A 20,407-nucleotide genomic window follows, 5' to 3' on the forward strand; every position below is an offset into this window, starting at 1 on the left:
GAAGAAAAGCCTGCCTACGGGTTCCGGAAAATATTGGGGGTAGCGCATGAACGGTTGCGGTTGCCTTTGGCCGCGAGCGTAGGGTAGTAACCCGCTTGATCCTGAAAAGGTTGGTGGCCCTGGCTTCCTCCCGGGGCCAGGCTTGCTTTCTCACGCGCCACTCGCACCCCGGCCCCGCCAGGCCTTGGCCCTGGGGTTATGGGGAGCCGCAACCCTGGGCGAGCAGCCGGGGTAGGCCCCGCACGGGGGTGGGCGGCTAGGGCCGGTAGCATAAGCATCTTTTGCGTCGGGGAGGCGTCTTTGCCCGCAAGCACCGGGGGGCTGGGCGCCGGGCTTCATTCCGGTTTCATCTCGGTGCCGAATCTGTCCGCTGGCATCCGGTTCAAGTTCAGCTATCCGGATAAAGGGCTATATTCGGCCCACGTAGCTGCTTGCAGGCGGCTTTTTTTGCAAATTTCATAATCCCCGTCTCACCCCTTTCTTTTCTCTCATCAACCTGTATGGCAAATATTTTCGCCAAAAAACCGCTGGCCCAGCTGCTGGGCGAAGCCAACTCCTCGGGGGAAGGCTCGCTGAAGCGCACCCTGGGCGCCGCTAACCTGGTGGCGCTCGGCGTGGGGGCTATCATTGGGGCCGGCCTGTTCGTGCGTACTGCCGCTGCCGCCGCCCAGGCCTCGGGGCCGGGCGTGACGCTGGCCTTTATTGTGGCCGCCATTGGCTGTGCTTTCGCCGGCCTCTGCTACGCCGAGTTTGCCGCTATGATTCCCATTGCCGGCTCGGCCTACACCTACGCCTACACCACCATGGGCGAATTTGTGGCCTGGGTAATTGGCTGGGCCCTGATTATGGAATACGCCCTGGGGGCCGCCACGGTGAGCATTGCCTGGAGCGAGTACCTGAACAAGCTCTTGGAAGTTTTTGGCACCCGAATACCCTTTGAGCTGTGCCACGCCCCGAGCGAAGGCGGCTGGCTGAACCTGCCCGCCCTGCTGGTAGTAGTGGCCCTGAGCCTGCTGCTCATCAAAGGCACCCAGGAGTCGGCCACGTTCAACTCCATTATTGTAGTGGTGAAAGTAGCCATCGTGCTGGTATTCATTGCGGTAGGCTGGCAGTTCATCAACCCCGCCAACCATACGCCCTACCTGATTCCGGACAACGCTGAGCCCGTGCGCAACGCCGCCGGCGTGGTAGTACGCGAGTACACCGACTGGAACAAGCACGGCATCTTCGGCATTCTGGGGGGCTCGGCCATCGTGTTCTTCGCCTTTATTGGCTTCGACGCCGTTTCGACGGCCGCGCAGGAAGCCAAGAACCCCAAGCGCGACATGCCCATCGGTATCCTGGGTTCCCTGGCCGTGTGCACCGTGCTGTACATCCTGTTCGGCCACGTGCTGACGGGCGTAGCCAACTGGCGCGAGTTTGCTGACCCGGCTAAGGGTGGCGAGGCCTCCGTGGCCTACGCCATCAAGGAGCACATGCCCGGCTACGAGTGGCTCTCGACGGCCGTAACGGTAGCTATTCTGGCTGGCTTCTCGTCGGTGGTACTGGTAATGCTGATGGGCCAGAGCCGGGTGTTCTTCTCCATGGCCAACGACGGCCTGATGCCGAAGGCTTTCTCCGAGCTGCACCCCAAATTCCGCACGCCCTACAAGTCAAACCTGGTGCTGCTGGTGTTCGTGGGCGCCTTCGCGGCGTTTGTACCCGGCTCCCTGGCCGGCGACCTGACCTCGTTCGGGACTCTGCTGGCCTTCGTGCTGGTGTCGGCGGGCGTGTGGATCATGCGCAAAACCGATCCGCAGCAGCCCCGTCCGTTCCGCGCGCCCCTCTCCGATGCCTCGTTCCCCTTCGTGCCGATTATGGGTATCGTGGTCTGCCTGGCTATGATTGCCGCCCTCGATGCCTTCACCCTGAAAGTAGCCCTGGGCTGGATGATTCTCGGCTTCATCGTGTACTTTATTTACGGCAAGCGCAACTCCAAGCTCCAGCAGGGCATTGTAGTGGTACCCACCGAAATGGAGGAGCAGGCCTTCATCGAGCCCGACCCCAAAAACGCCTAAGCAGCCTACCTCGCTTTGAACAGAAAAGCCCCGCCGATAACTCGGCGGGGCTTTTTTAGTATTCTAGCCGCCCGTTCCGGTCCGACGGCGGGGCCGTCTGACCGGCTGGCTTCGGGCTGACTTCCGGCCGATAGGGTTTGCGGCCGTGGCGGGGGTAGGCGGAAACCGCTCGGGCGGTTACTTAGCCGGCTTCACCTCACTTTGCAGCTTCAGCACCTTGTCGCCGTTGTCCTGCACAATAAGAAAAGCGGGGTTGTCGGGGGTGCCGTGGCGGGTGATTTCAGAGCCCTGCAGCTTGCGGGTAACCGACTCTTTGTGGGTTTCCTCGATTTTGCCGGTGGCCGTGCCGGTGCCGTATTTCCAGGTTACTTGGGTGCCTTTGCGCATGGGGTATGGGAAATGTCGGGTTTTGGTAGTTAGTTGAGCTTCTTCTTCAGCATACTGACCTGGTGCAACTCCGGTTGCCGAAGTGGTTCTTTGCTGCACCAGGGGGTAGGAATTTGCTGCTTCCGGGGCCGTTTTTCCGCGTCACATCCTTTCTATTTCTCATACCTCTACCCCATGCGCATTGACCTTCGCCGGCTGGGCCTGGCCGGTGGGCTGCTGGCCGGCAGCCTCACGGCCGCCCACGCCCAGCAGCCAGCCACCTTTCCCCGCAACGGCGTGTACGACCAGCGGCCGGGCCTGTACGCCTTCACCCACGCCACCATTTTTCTGGACTACAAAACCCGCCTCGACGATGCCACTCTGCTGATTCGGGACGGCAAAGTGGAGGCCGTGGGGCCCAAGGTGAAGATTCCGGCCGGGGCCGTGGTTCAGGACCTGAAGGGGCGCTTTATTTACCCCGGCTTCGTGGATTTGTACGCCTCCTACGGTGTGCCCGAGGTGAAAGCCCCCGAGCGCCAGGGCCGCCGCAGTGGCCCCCAGCTGGAAAGCACCAAGGCCGGCGCCTACGACTGGAACCAAGCCATTCATCCGGAGGTAAACGCGGCCGAGCTGTTTCGCGTGAATGCTGAGCAGGCCGAGGCCTACCGCCGCCAGGGCTTCGGGGCGGTGCTCACCCACCAGCCCGACGGCATTGCCCGCGGCACGGCCGCCCTGGTAAGCCTGAGCTCCAGCCGCCGCGAAAGTGAGGTGCTGCTCCAGGACCGGTCGGCGGCGACTTTCAGCTTCGAGAAGGGTAGCAGCACGCAAGATTATCCGTCGTCGTTGATGGGCAGCATTGCCCTGCTGCGCCAGAGCTACCTCGATGCCGACTGGAACCAGCGCAACCCCACCCGAGAGCAGAACCTCTCGCTGCGGGCCCTTACGCAGCAGCGCCAGCTGCCCGCCATTTTTGAGGTGCGCGACAAGCTCAACGCCCTGCGGGCCGATAAGCTGGGCGACGAGTTCGGGGTGCAGTACATCATCAAAGGCCGCGGCGACGAGTACCAGCGCATTGCTGATATCAAAGCCACCCAGGCCCCGCTCATTCTCACCCTCAACTTCCCCGATGCCTACCAGGTAGATGACGTGTACGACGCGGCCCGCGTAAGCCTGCAGGAGCTGAAGCACTGGGAAATGGCCCCGGCTAACCCCGCCATGCTGGCCAAAGCCGGCGTGCCCTTCGCCCTCTCGGCCGCCGACCTCAAAGACAAAAAGAAGTTTCTGCCCAACCTGCGCAAAGCCGTGCAGTACGGCCTCTCGGAGCAGCAGGCCCTGAAGGCTCTCACCGCTACCCCCGCCGCCTTGGTGAAAGCCCAGGACAGGGTAGGGGCCCTGCGGCCGGGCATGGAAGCCAACTTCCTGGTGTGCTCGGGCCGCCTGCTCGCCGAGGATAACGTGCTGCTCGACAACTGGGTGCAGGGCGAGCGGTACCAGCTCAGCACCCTGCCGGTCGACTACCGGGGCGTGTACAAGCTGAGCATGACGACTGCTGATAAAGTCAAGGATAATGAGTTCCGGCTTGGGGCAGATATGACCCTGCTGATTCAGGGCAAACCAGACGCTCCCCAACTAAAAGTTGTGGGCTCGCCCGGCGATACGATTAAGGGCAGCCTGACTGTTAGCGGCGAGTTGGCTACCATCGTATTCAATACCAGAAAGGGAAAAGACGCTGATGTAACTCGTTTAAGTGGCTACTATACCCCCGAAACCCGCACTTTTCAAGGCGACGGTCAGCTAAGCGGTACACAAACCGGCTGGACAAACATCAAATGGACGGCCCGCCGCCTCGAAGAAGCCACCCGCGCCGCCCGCCGCGACTCCGTGAAAGCGCCCGTGCCGCCTCAGCTGGGCGCGGTGCAGTATCCCTTCGTGGCCTACGGCCGCCCGGAGGTGCCGGCCCAGCAAACCGTGCTCATCAAGAACGCCACCGTGTGGACCAGTGAGGCCGCCGGCAAGCTCGAAAACACCGATGTACTGCTGCAAAACGGCAAAATTGTGCGCATTGGCCGCAACCTGTCCGTGCCCAGCGGCGGCCGCAGCATTGATGGTACCGGCAAGCACCTCACGCCCGGCATCATCGATGAGCACTCCCACCTGGCTATTTCCGGGGGCGTAAACGAGGGCACCCAGTCCGTAACGTCGGAAGTGAGCATCGGCGACGTAGTGGACCCCGAGGACGTGGATGTGTACCGCGACCTGGCCGGCGGGGTAGTGGCCGCCCAGCTGCTGCACGGCTCGGCCAACCCCATCGGCGGGCAGTCGGCCCTGATTAAAATGCGCTGGGGCATGACGCCGGAGCAAATGAAAATTGCCGGCGCACCGGGCTTTATCAAGTTTGCCCTCGGCGAGAACGTCAAGCAAAGCAACTGGGGCGAGCTGAACGTGGTGCGCTTCCCGCAAACCCGCATGGGCACCGAGCAGGTGTTCGTGGATGCCTTCACCCGCGCCAAGGAGTACGAGCAGGAGTGGAAGGCCTGGAACAAGCTCAGCAAAGGCAAGCAGAAGAAAGGCGAGGCCCCACGCCGCGACCTGGAGCTGGAGGCCCTGGTGGAAATCCTGAACCGCCAGCGCTTCATCACCTGCCATAGCTACGTGCAGTCCGAAATCAACATGCTCATGAACGTGTCGGACCGCATGGGCTTCCCGGTGAACACCTTCACCCACATCCTGGAAGGCTACAAAGTGGCCGACAAGATGAAGCAGCGCAACATCAACGCCAGCACTTTCTCCGACTGGTGGGCCTACAAAAACGAAGTGCGCGACGCCATTCCTTACAACGCCGGCATCATGCACGACGTGGGCCTGAACGTGGCCCTCAACTCCGACGACGCCGAAATGAGCCGCCGCCTCAACCAGGAAGCCGCCAAAATGGTGAAGTACAGCAACCTGTCAGAGGAGGAAGCCCTGAAAATGGTGACCATCAACCCGGCCAAAATGCTGCACCTGGACCGGAACATGGGCAGCATCAAGGAAGGCAAGGATGCCGACGTAGTGCTCTGGACCGATAACCCCCTGAGCGTGTACGCCCGCGCCGAGCGCACCTTCGTGGACGGCCGCGAGATGTTCAGCCTGGAAACCGACCAGCAGCTGCGCCAGCAGCTGGAGCAGGAGCGCCTGCGCATTGTGCAGAAAATGCTGGACGCCAAGAAAGGCGGCGCCGCTACCCAGCTGCCCACCGCCAAGCCCAACCAGCACTACCACTGCGACACCGAGGGCCAGGCAAAGGAGCTGGATAAGTAGCTTTTGGCTGCTCAGCCTACAATTCTTCGTCATGCTGAGCGCAGCCGAAGCATCTCTCCCGCTTCGTCCTCATGAATGCGTTAGCCAGAGGGGGAGATGCTTCGACTACGCCTCCGGCTTCGCTCAGCATGACACGTTCCAGACAAATAATAACCCCATGAAACATATTTTTCTTTCCCTGGCGCTACTGGCCGCTACCCCCGCCCTGGCCCAGGTGCCCGCCCCGGCGCCGGCCCAGAGCCGGCCGGTGCTGCTGCTGGGCGGCACCCTGCACGTAGGCAACGGCACGGTGGTGCCCGATGCCGCCGTGGCTTTCGATAAGGGCCGCATTACCTACGCCGGGGCCCAGAGCGGCTTTGCCCAGGACCGCGCCGCCTTCGAGGTCATCGACGTGAAAGGCCAGCAGATATACCCCGGCCTGATTCTGCCCAACTCCACCCTGGGCCTGACGGAGGTAGAATCCATCCGGGCCACGGTGGACGCGCGCGAGGTAGGCGAGTTCAACCCCAACGTGCGCAGCCTCATTGCCTACAACACCGACTCCGACATTATCCCGACGGTGCGCACCAACGGGGTGCTGCTCACCCAGGTAACGCCCCGCGGCGGTATTCTCTCGGGTCAGAGCAGCGTGGTGCAGCTGGATGCCTGGAACTGGCAGGACGCCCAGGTACGCGCCGATGATGGCCTGCACCTGAACTGGCCGGCCATGATTATCAAAACCAGCCCCACCGACGAGCCTGCGGTGCTGGAGCGCCGCGAGAAAAACCGACAGGAGCAGCTGCGCCAGCTCGAGAGCCTGCTCCAGGAGGCCAGTGCCTACCGCCAGCAGCCCGCCGGCCGCCGCGAAAACCTGCGCCTCACGTCCCTGGCCGGCCTCTTCGATGGCTCGAAAACCCTGTTTATTCACGCCGACTACGGCAAGGAGCTGCTGGAGGCCGTGCGGTTTGCCAAGCGCCTGGGCGTGCAGAAAGTAGCCGTAGTGGGGGCCCGCGACGCCTGGATGATGCTGGACTTTCTGAAGCAGAACGACGTGGCCGTGGTGCTGTCCCGCATTCATGCCCTGCCCCGCCGCGAGGGCGACGCCTACGACCAGCCTTTCCGGCTGCCCAGCTTGCTCCAGCAGGCCGGGGTGCGCTTCTGCCTCGATTACGAAGGCGACCAGGAAACCTCCGGGGCCCGCAACCTGGCCTTTGTAGCCGGCACGGCTGCCGGCTACGGCCTCAGCAAAGAGCAGGCCCTGGAAGCCGTAACCCTGAGCCCGGCCCGCATTCTGGGCATCGACAAGGACTTTGGCTCCGTGGAAGCGGGTAAAAGCGCTACCCTGGTAGTAAGCCGCGGCGACCTGCTGGACATGCGCACCAACGACGTGACCCGCGCCTGGATTGAGGGCCGGGCCTTCCGCCTCGATACCAAGCAAACCTACCTGCGCGACAAGTTCCGGGGGAAGTACGGCCTGAAATAGGCGCCGGTAAGTCCGGAGCTGGAAACCCGGCGTTGGGAGTGTGGGCCTGCCTGCGGGGTAGGGCCGGCCCCGGCGCCGGGTTTTGCGCGCCAGCGCCAGAAAACGCTCGCCTGAGGATATGTAAAAATCATAATATATACTATGGGTTATATTGACGGAAAGAGTAGATTATAGTATCTTTCTTTGTGGACCCGCGACCAACCTCCGGCCGGACAACCAAAGGCGTTACGCCCTGTACCTATGTCTGAACCATTGCCAGAAGACGAAGTCATTTCCCTTTTGCTGGTGGACGACCATCCGGTGGTAGTAGAGGGGCTCAAAAGCATGCTGCGGCCCGAAGCCCGCCTGCGCGTGGCGGCGCAGGCCTACAGCGGCGCCGAAGCCCTGCACCTGCTGGCCACCCACTGGCCCAATATTCAGGTGGCCGTGCTGGATTTGAACATGCCCGAAATGTCGGGCATTGAGCTGGCGCGCACCATCCGGACGCAGTGGCCATCCATTCGGGTTCTTATTCTGAGCATGTTTCATGACCACGCCACGGTAGCCGAAATGCTGGAGGCGGGTGGCTCGGGCTACGTGCTCAAAACCGCTACCCGGACGGAACTGACGGAGGCCATCCTGCAGGTTGCCGCCGGCCGCAACTATTTCAGCCAGGATGTAGCCGCCACCTTGCTGCAGAACCTGCACATCCCGGCCGCGCTGGAGGCCAACCGCCCCGCCGACCTGACCAACCGGGAGCGGGAAATTCTGGGGCTTATTGCGCAGGAGTACTCCAACCAGGCCATTGCCGAAATGCTCTTCATCAGTGAGCGGACCGTGGAAACGCACCGGCGCAACCTGTTCACTAAAACCAACTCCAAGTCGGTGGTGGGGCTTATTCAGTACGCCTTGCGGCACAAGCTGATTTCCTGAGCCGGCGCTATATAGCTAATGTGCAAGGTTCTCGCCAGATGTAAACTGGCGCCTCGCACCCCGCAGTAGGCTCCAAAAAGTTGAGCAGCCACCGGCTACCGGCCGGGAAGCCAACGGCTAACCCGTGGCCGGTAGTGGGGGAGAAGAGGGGGTAGGCCAAGGCCCTGCTTTTAAGATGAGAAACGAAATGCAAATCGGGCTTTTAGCGCCGTAAGGGCGTTTTGTGTTCGATCTGAAGCCCATAGCGCCGGGAAAACGTGGGGTGTGATAGGGCGCTGAGCGGCCCGGATAAATATCCGTGCTAGTACGGAGGTAAAATAAGGGTTGCTACCTATTTACATTTATCAAAGAAAAAATATACCTTAGCATCGTTCAATCAAATGATAATATCTTTATATTTGATCTGAGCAAAAGCGGCTCCGAATCGCTTTAATTAAGTTTTTTCTCATCTAAATACCGTTTTGCCAGTGTCTAAACATTTAACCACTAACGGAAAACAGACCATGCCTTCGAAGATTCTCTCCTTTATCTGCCACGTACCCGGTATGGCTCCCGGCGCATATCCGGCCGTCCCGACGAGTTCTGCCGCCAGCCCCAAAACCACGGAGCGCAAAACCGACTCCAAAGCGGATTCTAAAACAAGTGGCGGGCACTTTACGGCCATCTATGAAAACGACCGGTTTGTTCGGTTCAAATACATCAGCAACAACTAAGCAGCCGCTGTCAAGGAGGCTGCTTAGTTCTGTTCGTCCGCCGGGGTGGCCGCGGGGCCAGCCCGGAAAAAACCTAGCAAAAACCTACACCAAAAGGCGCTGTTCTTCCTTCGGGGAGGCGGCGCCTTTTCTTGTTCTGCCCGGGCTGGGCCGGAATTCGGCTAACTTGCACCCAGGTTCATCCGTTTCGCGTGCATGATAAATCCGCTGTTTCGTTTTGTGTTGCCGTTGCTGGCCCTGCTTTTTTCTGCTCCCTCGGGGCTACGCGCCCAGGTAGCATTTGTGCCCGATGAAAATGCCTGGTACGGCGTTATTGCCCGCGGCAGCGGCCGCTCCCTGGATGTTACCAACGCCTCGACGGAGGCCGGCGCTACCAGTGTGCAGTGGGAGTTTACGCACGCTAACAGCCAGCAGTGGCGCTTTGTACCGGCCGCTAAGGGCAGCGACTTTTACCGCATTGAGGCCCGGCACAGCGGCAAGTGCCTGACCCTGGAAAAGCCCGATGAAAATGCCGCCATTGTGCAGCGCCCCTGGACGGGCAGCTTTTACCAGCAGTGGAAGCTGATTCCGGCCGGGCCCATGGGTAGCTTTATGCTGGTGAGCCGCGGCAACGATAAGTGCGCCGCCCTGGCCGCCGCCGACAAGTTTAATGGTACGCCCGTGGTAGGGCAGCGCATCCTGAACCGGGCCACCCAGCAGTGGAAGCTGTTTAAGCTGCGCCTGAACGTGGACACTACCCAGCTGGGCTTCGGGCTGCCCGCCCCGCTTTCGGCCCTGAACACGCCCAGCGGCAACGAGCTGCAGCCCGTAGTGGCCCCCGATGGCCGCACCCTCTACTTTGTACGCACCCGCTATGCCGGCAACACGGAAGGCGTTACGGAATCGGGCGACATCTGGACCAGCACCTCCGCGGACGGGGGCCGCACCTGGGGGCCGGCTACCCGCCTCGATGCCCTGAACACCACCCAGCACAACGGGGTAATGGCCCTCACGAATGACGGAAAAACCCTGCTGGTGCGCGGCCAATATCAGCGCGACGGCTCTTTCCGCGACGAAGGCCTGAGCCAGGTGCCGCGCGGGGCTACCGGCAAGCAAGCCCTGCCCGTCCCCCTGGATATTGCCAACTACTACTCCGCCGGGCCGGCCACGTCGTTTTTCATGACCCCCGACGAGAAAATTCTGCTGCTGTCCCTGGAGCGCGGCGACTCCCAGGGCGGTAACGACTTGTACATCAGTCGGCCCGGGGCCGATGGCATCTGGAACGAGCCGGTGAGTCTGGGGCCGGTTATTAACTCGCCCGGCTTCGATTTTGCGCCCTGGCTGGCCCCCGATGGCAAAACCCTCTACTTCAGCTCCTACGGCCACGCCGGCTACGGCAGCTCCGATATGTTCGTGAGTCAGCGCCTCGATGAAACCTGGACCCGGTGGAGCGAGCCCCGCAACCTGGGCGCCCCCCTGAATGGGCCCGGCTTCGATGCCTACCTCAGCCTCACGGCCGATGGTAAGCAAGCCTACTACGTGGCCTCTCAAACCGCCAACGGCCCCGCCGACCTGTTCCGGACCGTAACCGGGGTAGCGCCCCGCCCCGCCGCGCCCGACTCGGCCCGGCCCGTTGCGCCGGCCGTTTCGCCGGGCGCGGCGGCCCGCACCCTGCTTGCAGGCCGGACCCTCGATGCCAAAACCCGCCTGCCCCTGGCCACCGAGGTAAAAGCCATTCGGCTGGGCAATGAGCTGGCCTTCAATGCCACGGCCCGCACCGACGTGGCCGGCGGCGCCTTCCAGCTAACGCTGCCCCCCGGCCGCTACCGCCTGCTGGCTTCCCGCGTGGGCTACCTCACGGCCACCGACACCATTACCATGAGTGGCTCGCAGAGCCGGGAGCTGCTGCTGGTACCGGCCGCCGTGGGCTCCAGCCTGGAGCTGCCGACCCTCATCTTCGCCCAGGGCAAATACACGCTGCTGCCAGCCTCTTACACCGAGCTGAACCGCCTGGCCCGCACCCTGCAGGACAACCCCACCGTGAACATCCGTCTGGAAGGCCACACCGACAACCAGGGCCGCGCCGACCTGAACGTGAAGCTCTCGGAGGAGCGGGTGGCCGAGGTGAAGCGCTACCTGGTAAAGCGCGGGGTACCGGAAAACCGCATCAGCACCGTGGGCTACGGCGGCAGCAAGCCGCGCGCCGCCAACGACAAGGAGGAAACCCGCAAGCTGAATCGGCGCGTAGAGTTTACGATTGTAAAGTAGGGTAGCCGGCCTGGTGTGTGCAAAGAGCCTGGTAGCAGCCGAACAGCTCTGCGCTCCTCTGCGAACCGAAGGAAGGCGTTAGCCGAAACCTCTGCGCCCCCTGCGGGCTAAAACCGTCTGAACAGCCTATTGCACTTAAGGTTATGATGCGCGCTCTTATTCAACACGAAGCTGTATTACCCAACCTGCCTTCGGCCTCCGGGGTAGAGGTAGTGGGCACCGTGGCCTACGTCATCGGGGATGATGCGCCCTACCTCTACCAGCTGGATGCGGCCACCCTGGCCGCCGGGGAGCCCACCCGTCTCTTCGAAACGGCCCATTTCAGCAGCGGCCGCATTCCGAAGGAGCTTAAGCTGGATCTGGAATGCCTGACGGCCCTCACCATGGCCACCGGTGAAACCGGCCTGCTCGTGCTGGGCTCGGGCGCTACGGCGGCGCGGGAACAGGGCTTTTGGGTGCCCTTGCCCAAGGGCAGCCCGGGGGTAGGGGCGGTGTACCCCGTGTCGCTGAGCGGGGTGTACGCGGCCCTGCGCGCTTTGCTACCCCCCGGCATCGTCCTGAACCTGGAGGCTGCTGCGGCCACGGCTACCGAGCTGCTGCTGTTTCAGCGCACGGTAGGCGCCGCTACCGGTAACCTGCTGTTTCGCCTGCCCCTAGCCGCTACCCTCGACTACCTGCACCACCGCACCTCCCAAGTACCGCCCGTGCAGCAGCAACTCTTTGAGCTGCCGATTATTGATGGCAAGCCCGCCGGCTTTTCCGGAGCCACCTGGTTTGATGACACCCTTTTCGTGACGGCTTCGGTGGAAGATACCCAGGATGCGGTGCTGGATGGGGCCGTGCTGGGCTCGTTTGTGGGTGTGCTGGAACTGGCGAAACCCTCCGATAAAGTGCTGCCAGTGCGGCTGGCCCGGTTGGAGCTGCCCGGCGGCAAGCCCTACCGGGGCAAAGTAGAAAGCGTGGCCGTGCGCCGCAAATCGGGGCCCAAAGGCTACGAGCTGCTGCTGGTGACCGACGATGATGCCGGCGGCTCCACGGCCGTAACAGTAGCGCTTCAGCTATAAGCAGCGGGTAACTGCTTGTTGTACAGTTTTTAGGGGGTAGGCAACCGGTACGAATAAAAACGCATCCGGCCATCTTGGAAGTCATTCCGGGTGGCCGGATGCGTTTTTATTCACCCTTACCCTCGTGCTGTATGCCGTTTTCCCGATTGAAACAACTACTGGGCGGAGCCCTGTTTCTGCTGTCCCTGGGCGTGTATGGGGCTACTCTGGAGCCCACGGCCTCGTTCTGGGACTGCGGCGAGTTTACGGCCAGCGCCTACAAGCTGCTGGTGCCCCACCCGCCGGGTGCTCCGCTCTACTTGCTTATCGCCCGCTTGGCGTCCCTGCTGTCCTTCGGCGACGTGACGCGGGTAGCGGTGCTGGTGAACCTGGTGTCGGCGGTGGCCAGTGCCGCTACGGTAGCGCTGTTGTTCGGCATCATTACCCACCTGGCCGAAAAGCTGGTGCCGCCCGCCCCGGAAGCCGGGCTGCCGCAAGGAGCTGCGGCGGGGTTGGTGCTGGGCAGTGGGGTAGTGGGCGCCCTGGCCTTTGCCTTCTCCGATTCGTTCTGGTTTAACGCCGTAGAGGCCGAGGTCTATGCCCTGTCCACCCTGGGTACGGCGCTGGTAGTGTGGCTGATGCTGCAGTGGGAAAAGCGGGCCACTACCCCGGGCGCCGACCGGTGGCTGATTCTGATTGCCTACGTAATTGGGCTGGGCATTGGGGTGCACCTGCTCAACCTGCTGGCCATTCCGGTGCTGTGCCTGGTGTGGTATTTCCGCTGCTCCGGTCAGCCCACCGGGCGCGGTGTTCTGCTGGCTCTGCTGGGTGGCAGCGGGCTGGTGCTGGTGGTGCTGGAAGGCATTATTCCGGGCCTGCCTACCCTGGCCGGGGCCAGTGAAGTATTCTTCGTGAATACGTTTGGGCTGCCCTATAATACCGGGCTGGTACTGTTTCTGGTGGGGTTTGGCGGGCTGTTGCTGCTGGGCTTCCGGTTTGCCTACCGCACCGGCCGAGCCGGGCTGCACACGACCCTGCTGGCCCTGGTGTTCGTGCTGATGGGTTACTCCTGCTACCTGATCGTGCCCATCCGCAGCTCCTTCAACCCCACCATCAATGAAAACGCGCCCAACGAGGTGCTGTCTTTTGTGAGCTACCTGCGGCGCGAGCAGTATGGCAACCGGCCCCTGCTCTACGGCCCTCACCTGTTTGCCCAGCCCACGGCCCAGGAAGAGGGTGCCCCGCGCTATACCCGCCAGCAGGGCCGCTACGTCATCACCGACCACCGCCCCGAGCTGCGCTACCCCTCGGCCGACAACGTGCTGCTGCCCCGCCTGTACGGCGGGCCCGCCGGCACTACCCCGGAGCTGGTGCGCCAGTACCGCAAGTGGGTGACGGATTTGCAGGAAGGCCGCAAGCCCACCATGAGCCAGAACCTGAGCTTTCTGTTCACGTATCAGCTGGGCCATATGTTCTGGCGCTATTTCGGCTGGAATTTTATCGGGCGGGAAAGCGACGTGCAGCACGCCGGCGTGCTGTGGCCCTGGGACGCTACCCAGGCCGTGCCCGCCAGCGTGGCCGAAAACCGCGGCCGTAACGCTCTGCTGGCCCTGCCGTTTCTGTTGGGGGTAGGGGGCCTGATCTGGCAGCTGCGCCGAAGCCGGCGGCAGGCCTTGGTAGTAGGGCTGCTGTTTGTGCTGACGGGTCTGGCCATTGTGTTCTACCTCAACCAGCCGCCCCAGGAGCCCCGCGAGCGGGACTACACCTTTGCCGGGGCCACGCTGGCCTTCTGCATCTGGATTGGCCTGGGCGTGCCGGCCTTGCACGCGGCCCTCAGCCGGCTGCTTTCCGCCGCGCGGCTCCGGGTAGCCCTGGCCACGGCTCTGGGGCTGGCGGTGCCGGCCCTGATGGCCGCGGAAGGCTGGGACGACCACAACCGCACCGGTCGCTTCAGCTCCGTGGATTACGCCAAAAACGTGCTGAATACGCTGGCCCCGAATGCCATTCTCATCACCGAAGGCGACAACGACACCTTTCCGCTCTGGTACGCCCAGGAAGTGGAGGGCGTACGGCCCGATGTGCGGGTGCTGGTAGCCGGCTACCTCAACACCGACTGGTACGTGGAGCAGCTGCGCCAGCGCAGCTACCAGTCGGCGCCGCTGCCTTTGTCCCTCAGCCCCGCCCGCTACCGCCAGGGCACCAATGATTATCTGCCCTTGGTGGAAAATCCGGCCGTGCGGGAGCTGAACGTGCGCGAGTTTGTGCAGCTGGTGGAGCAGAACAGCCCCCTGCTGCAGGTTAGCTACGCCGGCGGCTCCAAAACCCTGCTTTCCTACCCCACCAACCGCCTTGTACTACCCATTGATACGGCCACCGTACGCCGCAGCGGCATGGTACCCACCGAGCGGCTGGGGCAGGTGGTGCCCCGCATGGAGTGGGAAGTGAAAGGAGGGGTCCTGGAGAAAAAAGACCTGGCCCTGCTGGATGTCTTGACCTCCAACAACTGGCAGCGGCCCCTGTACTTTGCCAATACCACCAGCCCGGCCAGCCGCCTGGGCCTGGAGCCCTACCTGCAGCTGGAGGGGTTGGCGTGTCGGGTGCTGCCCTGCCGGGCCCCCGCCGTGCGCCAGCCGGAGGTGCGCCTGCCCGAAGAAGGCGTAGTAGCCCAAGACCTCCTCTATGATTCCCTGATGCGCAAGTACAGCTACCGCAACCTCAACAACCCGCGGGTGTACTACGATGAAAACCAGCGCTTCACCCTGGCCGCCTACCGCCAGCAGTTTGCCCGCCTGGCCCGCGCCTACGTGGAGGCCGGCAACCCGGCCCGCGCCCGCCAGGTGCTGCGCAAATGCCTTGCCGTGCTGCCCGATACGGCCCTGCCCTACGATGCCTACACCCCCGACCTGGTGCCTTCCCTGGTGGCAGTAGGCGAAACCCGGCGGGCCCGCGAAATCATGGACACGCTCACTACCCGCACTACCCGGCACCTGGCCTACTACGCCGCCCGCCCCGATGCCGCCCTCTTCGAGCGGGAAATTGCCCTGCAGCTCTTCACGCTCCAGCACCTGTACCTGGCCGCCACCGACACCAACGACACCGCCCGCGCCCACCAGCTGGCCGGTGTGCTGCAGCAGTACGGGGGGTAGCCAGAGTGCCCTCCTGGCGCAGGAGAAATCTGGGTTTATCTGCTGAATAGTGACCCCAGATTCTTCCTGCGTCGGAATGACCGGTTTTTATGATTTCTTCCTGAAAATTGCGCCTGTTGTAGTTCGGCGCCGCCTTTGCATGAGGCTGTTGCTTCTTGCCTCGTCTGCTTTCCGCACCCGAATAAAGTTGAGTAAAGGCCAGGTTGTCAGGAATCAAGCGCGGCAGAAAAGTGTTCGGGAGGCAGACTGTATTGGTTTGATTTTCCTGCCTCATGATCTTGTTCCACACCCGTTTTCTCTACCCCGTCAGTGCCGTGAAACTGCAGGAGCAGCAGGGGCTGCTACCCGCCGAGTTTCTGCAAACCATTCAGCTGTTGCAGCCCTTCCTGGAAAAGGAAAAGGCCTACGGCGACGTCTGCACCACGCAGGTTACCTCGCCCCGCGGCCGGGAGCTGGTGGTGCACTACCGCAAAACCTACTCACCCGAAAACGGCTTCGTGGTCGAAATTCTGGACGCTGAAGTAGTACAGCCGCTGGCCAAGGCTGCCTAACAGGGCCCTATCCTTTCCTGCGCCTGAAATATGCAAAAACGCCCGGCTCAGCTCAGCCGGGCGTTTTTGTGTGGCTTCCACATCAGACGCCGCGTCGCCAGATAAAGCCATCCAGCACGTAGTGCGTGGCCTGGGGCAGGGCCAGCAGCGGCACCAGCAAACTCAGCCCCAAAGAGTCCGTGACGGCGGGCAGCTGCTGAAACCACCCGAACACCGGGGCGTGCTCCCGCCACACGAGCCCATCCCAGATGCCTTCCTCCAGGTAGGCCAGCCCGGCCAGCAGCCCCAGAAACAAGCCTACCCCGTAGCGGCCCTGCCACCAAGCGCGGCCGGAAGGCTCCGACGACGGGGTGGGGGTAGGCTGGCTGGTCGTCCAGATCAGGGCCAGGTAGGGAATGCCGTGGGCTACCACGTTGAGCAGCGTAAAGGCCAGGTCGCCGTTGAACAGCACAATGCCCACGTACCACGAAGCCGCCGTACCCAGCACCAGCAGGTTGCGCGGCAGGTTCAGGTGGCGCGTGCGGTGCCATTGGCGCGTTTCTTTGAGCAGATACAAGCTCAATACACCCACGTAGAGAACCGTCAGCAGCAGGCGGCCCAGCGGCCAGTCGTGCTGCACAAAGTCGCCATCCACAAACCAGTTGAAGTTGCGGGGCGGGGCCAGATGCCACCAGAGCAACGGGTAGAGGGTAGCGGCGTAAATCACTATCTGGTCTAGCAGGCGGTGGGCGGCCGGGATGGTTTCCTGGCGGCCGTACAAACGCAGAAACCCGTATTGCTGCCGAATAAAATGAAACACGGCCGCGTAGGCCAGCACCCGCCAAAACCACAGGCTACCCGCGTAGTGCAGCGCCACTCCGGCCGCGTAGCAGCCCAGGGGCACTACCCACAGCAGCGTCCGGAACCGCCGCCGCCGCACTGGGTCAAGGTACGTGCGAAACAAGGTGCTGTACACGTGGGCCACATCAATGAGCACGACCAAGCCCACCCAGGCTAGCACCGGCATCTGGCCCGAGGTGCGGTAGGCCGGCGGCAGCCCAGCTACCACCAGCAGCGCCAGAAACGGCGGACCCAGCACCCAGAGCCCATCAAATCCTGCCGAGCGAATCCAGGGCTGGCGAAAAAGGACAGTAGTGGGCATGCGTTGATGGGTAGAAGAAGTAGCCGAAAGTAGCGCTTTGGCGGTTGTGCTGTATTCTCAAGGCCGCTTTCCTAGTGTGCTTACTTTTTGATTTCTGGCTGATAAACTACCAGTTGGTTATCGGCCTGCAGCCACGTAATAACATGGGGCCGCGGCTGCATACGACGGACGCCCTGCTGTCCTGAGTCATGCCAGGTTTCGCCATGGTCACGCGTTTCAAACACGTTGCCGCTTTCTGTCAGGGCGTAGCCCATTGGCGTGTTCGGCACGAATGCCACTTGCCTTACACTTGCCCCTGGAGCTACTGATACGGGCACCCAACGACCAGCATGGAAGCGCAGTAAGCGTTTGGTAGGTAGGATGGTATGCTTTAACGCACCCTTGCTCAGATACGGCTTTCGGTTGTCTAAGCTGACCCAAAGCTCTCCGGTTTCCGATTGCGCCAGCGAGTGTACGTCCACTGTGTCGGGTACATCAATGAGCTTACCCTTAGGCTTTAGCGTGATTGGAAGAGCATAAATATTCCCATTTGTAGCGCTAAGAACTGAGCTTGGGATAGTAGGCATTCGGTCACTGCCATACATGTAGAGCGCTGAGTCCCGTTGGGAAATGAAAAATCCCTTGATGCCACGACTCGCTCTCAGGCCATATGGGTGTTCTGCCAGATTAGCAGCCAACTGCGGGGTTAAAGTTGGATCGGAGCCGTAAATCCATACGTCGCCATCGGCATGCATTGGGATAACACCGGCTTCTTCCCGGGCGTACGTGCCTACGAAGAAGTTTTGTCCTAGCGCCGTTAAAGCCGTCACGAAGAAGTTGCTGGGCACCTCATGAGTCTGCCAGTGGCTGCCTTCATCCTGCGTTATGGCAATGAAGGACTTTTGGCCCTTATTGCCTACGTAGTGATGGAAAGCTGAATGGCTGAGAGGATTATGGCTCAAGAAATGCGTGTAGGAAGAGGTAGGATCGGCCGTACGGTATTGCTGCCAAGAGGCAGCACAGGAAACCAACAGGCCGCAACCTACTATCAGACAACTCGCGTACGCAGCCAAGAGCCTAATGGGCCCTCGTCGGTTTTGCCATACCCAACACAAAAGGAGAAGAAGGCCTACTACGCCGAAGGAGCCCTGTTGTGGAGCCGCTTTTACGGTCTGGGCATTGCCAGCAATAGCACCGTGGGTGGCATCAATGAAATGGAAATGAGAGATAATAAAGTCACGCGGCGTTTCCATTAGGAACGTCTTGTTTCCAGAAAAGCGGTAAAGCCGCCCGGTGTGCGTCAGCACAAAGCCAGAAGAGTCTGATATAAATTGGAGGTCTTGAATAGGTGGTAAGTGATTGAGCGCAATTGTTCTCATGCACAATGATCAGGCTTATTTTTACGATGCTACTCAGAAGTAACCTAGCTTACCAGAGATGCTAAGGTTGAACGCAACCTTCCATTGGGTAATTGCCTAGCCACTTGACAAAAGGCCCTGAATCAGATAAGGAAGTCAACCGATTAACTTGGGAATCCTATTGGCTTTTGTTTTTCAAGCAATAAGATAATGCTACTCCCTGCCACGTAAGCCACAATGTCCAGCCACTCAAAACCGCTGCCCAGGATTAGGTTTGCTATAAGTGAATCTTGTAATCCTAGTCACTGGATAAAATGGATGTATTCCTAAGTAGTAGAAGCCGCTACCTCTGCAGCGGCGCGCAACCCCTGGTAGAATCCCTCCTCGAAAATGGAAATACCGCTTAGGTCGGTGTGGGCGAAAAACAGCTTGCCCTGCCAGGACTGGGCGGCTTGCTGGCGGGCTTCGCTCCACACAAAGCCGGGGGTAGGCGCCACCATGCCGTGGCCCCACACCCACACATCGGCGCGCTGTACGTGGGGCGTCAGGCCGGGGTGGGCAGTTTCCAGCTCAGCCAGAATCCGGCGTACCCACTCATCGTAGGGGGTTTGATGGGCTTGCTGGCGTGCCTCAGTGGGGTTATCAGCCGGCAGGGGGAGGTAGCAGGTAATGACTTTGGAGCCCGCCGCGTTCAGGCTCAAGCTTTGGTGGCTGGCATTTACGTAGCCCACAGAAGCCGTGCCGTAGAGTACATTGTCCCAACTCAACGGCGCGCCGGGGCCCTGAGGCAGGCCATCCAGGGTAACGTTGATAACGGCCCACGGGGCCCGGTGGCAGGGTAAGGCGCGGTGGGCGGTGGTGGGCAAGGAATTCAGCAACCGTTCTGTAATGAACAGAGGGGTAGCCAGTATTACCCGTTGAGCCTCTACGCGGGTACTTTGCCGGGTAGCCACGTTGTAGCAGTTCGCGGCCAAGCCAGTAGAGGTTTCCTGCAGGGCGTAGGCTATGGTGTTGGTCAGAATGGGAGAGGTGGCCTGTTGGCGAAGCTGCTCGGCCAGAAAACCGTTGCCTTCGGGCCAGGTCAGCACATCGGAGGCGGCTGCATTGCGGGCGCGGCCCTTGCGGGAGGCAAAGTAGTGCAGCCCGGCCCACGCCGATACCTGGGCGGTAGTGGCGCCGTAGTCGTCCTTGCAGCTGTAGTCGAGGTACCAGCGCAGGTGGGGGCTGCTGAATCCTGCCTGATCCAGATACTCGGCAAACGAAACCTGGTCCAGCTTCCGAAACCGCTCATCGGCCGACGATTCGGCTACCGGAATCCGGAAGGCGTCGCGACCATCAGAGCCGGTAGCGAAGCGCAGCAAGTCAATCAGCTTGAAAAACCGGGCAATCTGCTGTTTCTCCTCCGGGGGCACGCCTAACTCCGGCACTAGCCCATTTTGCCAGTGACCGTGCAGGTAAAGGCGCTCCTCGGGGTCGTGGCAGAGGTAGTATTCATTGTAGAGGGGTAGGCCCGAAGCCGCATCAGTGCCTGTAATAACGCCGGCTTCCTGCAGGAACCCTAGTAGCTCGTGGTTGCGTGGGTCGGGGATGGGCAGGTAGTGGGCACCCCAGGGGTAAGCGGCTACCTCGCTGCGGCCAGCGCGGGAGTTGCCGCCGGTCTGCTCATCCAACTCTACCAGCAGCACCTGCTCGGGACTGAAGCCGCGGCGCTCCAATTCGCGCCGTGCCGTGAGTCCGGCTACCCCGCCACCCACAATCAGCACTTCCACCTGCCGGGTATGGGTAGGGACCGGTAGTCGGGAGGCATCTCGCAGCAAATGCCCCGTAGTGTGGTTGGCCCCGTGCAGGCTGCCCCGAATGTGGCTGCGGCTGGTTCCAGGCGCGCAGGAGTGCAGGCCGGCCAGCGGCGCCAGTAGCAGCCCCGCGCCGCCCGCCGCGGCCTGCTTCAGAAAGTTGCGCCGGGTAGGCATGAGTGAAAAGGTAGTGAAATTGAAAAATGTTGATTTCGAGGTTCAGAAAGGCTTTCTGCCTAGGCCAAGAGTAGGGAGTAGGCACTCGACCAATCTGACGCTTGCGCCACTCATAACAGGCGCCTACCCCCTGCACTTGGCCAAACCCTCAGCAGGTGTGCG

General features: G+C 61.7%; 13 protein-coding genes. 9 read left to right on the forward strand and 4 right to left on the reverse strand.

Going from position 1 to position 20,407, the window contains the following annotated elements:
* Nucleotides 1-500: 500 nt before the first annotated feature.
* Nucleotides 501-2,057, forward strand: coding sequence for an amino acid permease (locus GGU46_RS07385; protein ID WP_183402913.1), 1,557 nt, complete (start codon nucleotides 501-503; stop codon nucleotides 2,055-2,057).
* Between the two features lie 177 nt (nucleotides 2,058-2,234).
* On the opposite strand, the gene GGU46_RS07390 is transcribed toward GGU46_RS07385, so the two are convergent.
* Complete coding sequence (locus tag GGU46_RS07390) at nucleotides 2,235-2,444, reverse strand: hypervirulence associated TUDOR domain-containing protein (protein ID WP_183402914.1); 210 nt, start codon at nucleotides 2,442-2,444, stop codon at nucleotides 2,235-2,237.
* 174 nt (nucleotides 2,445-2,618) lie between these two features.
* Here GGU46_RS07390 and GGU46_RS07395 point away from each other — a divergent pair, with 174 nt between their 5' ends.
* The 8 genes from GGU46_RS07395 to GGU46_RS07430 all read left to right on the forward strand — a co-directional run bounded on the left by GGU46_RS07395 (nucleotide 2,619) and on the right by GGU46_RS07430 (nucleotide 15,797).
* Nucleotides 2,619-5,723, forward strand: a complete 3,105-nt coding sequence (locus GGU46_RS07395; RefSeq protein WP_183402915.1) for an amidohydrolase family protein — start codon at nucleotides 2,619-2,621, stop codon at nucleotides 5,721-5,723.
* Between the two features lie 157 nt (nucleotides 5,724-5,880).
* Nucleotides 5,881-7,185: an amidohydrolase family protein gene (locus GGU46_RS07400; protein ID WP_183402916.1), complete on the forward strand. Its 1,305-nt coding sequence runs from the start codon at nucleotides 5,881-5,883 to the stop codon at nucleotides 7,183-7,185.
* 240 nt (nucleotides 7,186-7,425) lie between these two features.
* Nucleotides 7,426-8,097: a response regulator gene (locus tag GGU46_RS07405; RefSeq protein ID WP_183402917.1), complete on the forward strand. Its 672-nt coding sequence runs from the start codon at nucleotides 7,426-7,428 to the stop codon at nucleotides 8,095-8,097.
* Nucleotides 8,098-8,600: 503 nt separating this feature from the next.
* Nucleotides 8,601-8,810, forward strand: coding sequence for a hypothetical protein (locus GGU46_RS07410; protein ID WP_183402918.1), 210 nt, complete (start codon nucleotides 8,601-8,603; stop codon nucleotides 8,808-8,810).
* Nucleotides 8,811-9,005: 195 nt separating this feature from the next.
* Nucleotides 9,006-11,057 (forward strand): RICIN domain-containing protein, encoded by a 2,052-nt coding sequence (locus tag GGU46_RS07415; protein WP_183402919.1) that lies wholly within the window; start codon nucleotides 9,006-9,008, stop codon nucleotides 11,055-11,057.
* Nucleotides 11,058-11,200: 143 nt separating this feature from the next.
* Complete coding sequence (locus tag GGU46_RS07420) at nucleotides 11,201-12,121, forward strand: DUF6929 family protein (RefSeq protein ID WP_183402920.1); 921 nt, start codon at nucleotides 11,201-11,203, stop codon at nucleotides 12,119-12,121.
* Between the two features lie 131 nt (nucleotides 12,122-12,252).
* Complete coding sequence (locus GGU46_RS07425) at nucleotides 12,253-15,246, forward strand: glycosyltransferase family 117 protein (protein WP_183402921.1); 2,994 nt, start codon at nucleotides 12,253-12,255, stop codon at nucleotides 15,244-15,246.
* 272 nt (nucleotides 15,247-15,518) lie between these two features.
* A complete protein-coding gene (locus GGU46_RS07430; protein ID WP_183402922.1) occupies nucleotides 15,519-15,797 on the forward strand; it encodes a hypothetical protein in 279 nt (92 codons plus the stop codon).
* 82 nt (nucleotides 15,798-15,879) lie between these two features.
* On the opposite strand, the gene GGU46_RS07435 is transcribed toward GGU46_RS07430, so the two are convergent.
* The 3 genes from GGU46_RS07435 to GGU46_RS07450 form a co-directional block, all read right to left on the reverse strand.
* Nucleotides 15,880-16,938 (reverse strand): hypothetical protein, encoded by a 1,059-nt coding sequence (locus GGU46_RS07435; protein WP_183402923.1) that lies wholly within the window; start codon nucleotides 16,936-16,938, stop codon nucleotides 15,880-15,882.
* 80 nt (nucleotides 16,939-17,018) lie between these two features.
* Nucleotides 17,019-18,296 carry a hypothetical protein gene (locus tag GGU46_RS07440; protein WP_183402924.1) on the reverse strand — a complete coding sequence of 426 codons (1,278 nt, stop codon included), beginning with the start codon at nucleotides 18,294-18,296 and terminating at the stop codon, nucleotides 17,019-17,021.
* A 305-nt stretch (nucleotides 18,297-18,601) separates the two neighbouring features.
* Nucleotides 18,602-20,245 carry an FAD-dependent oxidoreductase gene (locus tag GGU46_RS07450; RefSeq protein ID WP_183402925.1) on the reverse strand — a complete coding sequence of 548 codons (1,644 nt, stop codon included), beginning with the start codon at nucleotides 20,243-20,245 and terminating at the stop codon, nucleotides 18,602-18,604.
* Nucleotides 20,246-20,407 lie beyond the last annotated feature (162 nt).

This window comes from Hymenobacter latericoloratus, from assembly GCF_014199535.1.
In the GTDB taxonomy this organism is placed as follows: Bacteria; Bacteroidota; Bacteroidia; order Cytophagales; family Hymenobacteraceae; genus Hymenobacter; species Hymenobacter latericoloratus.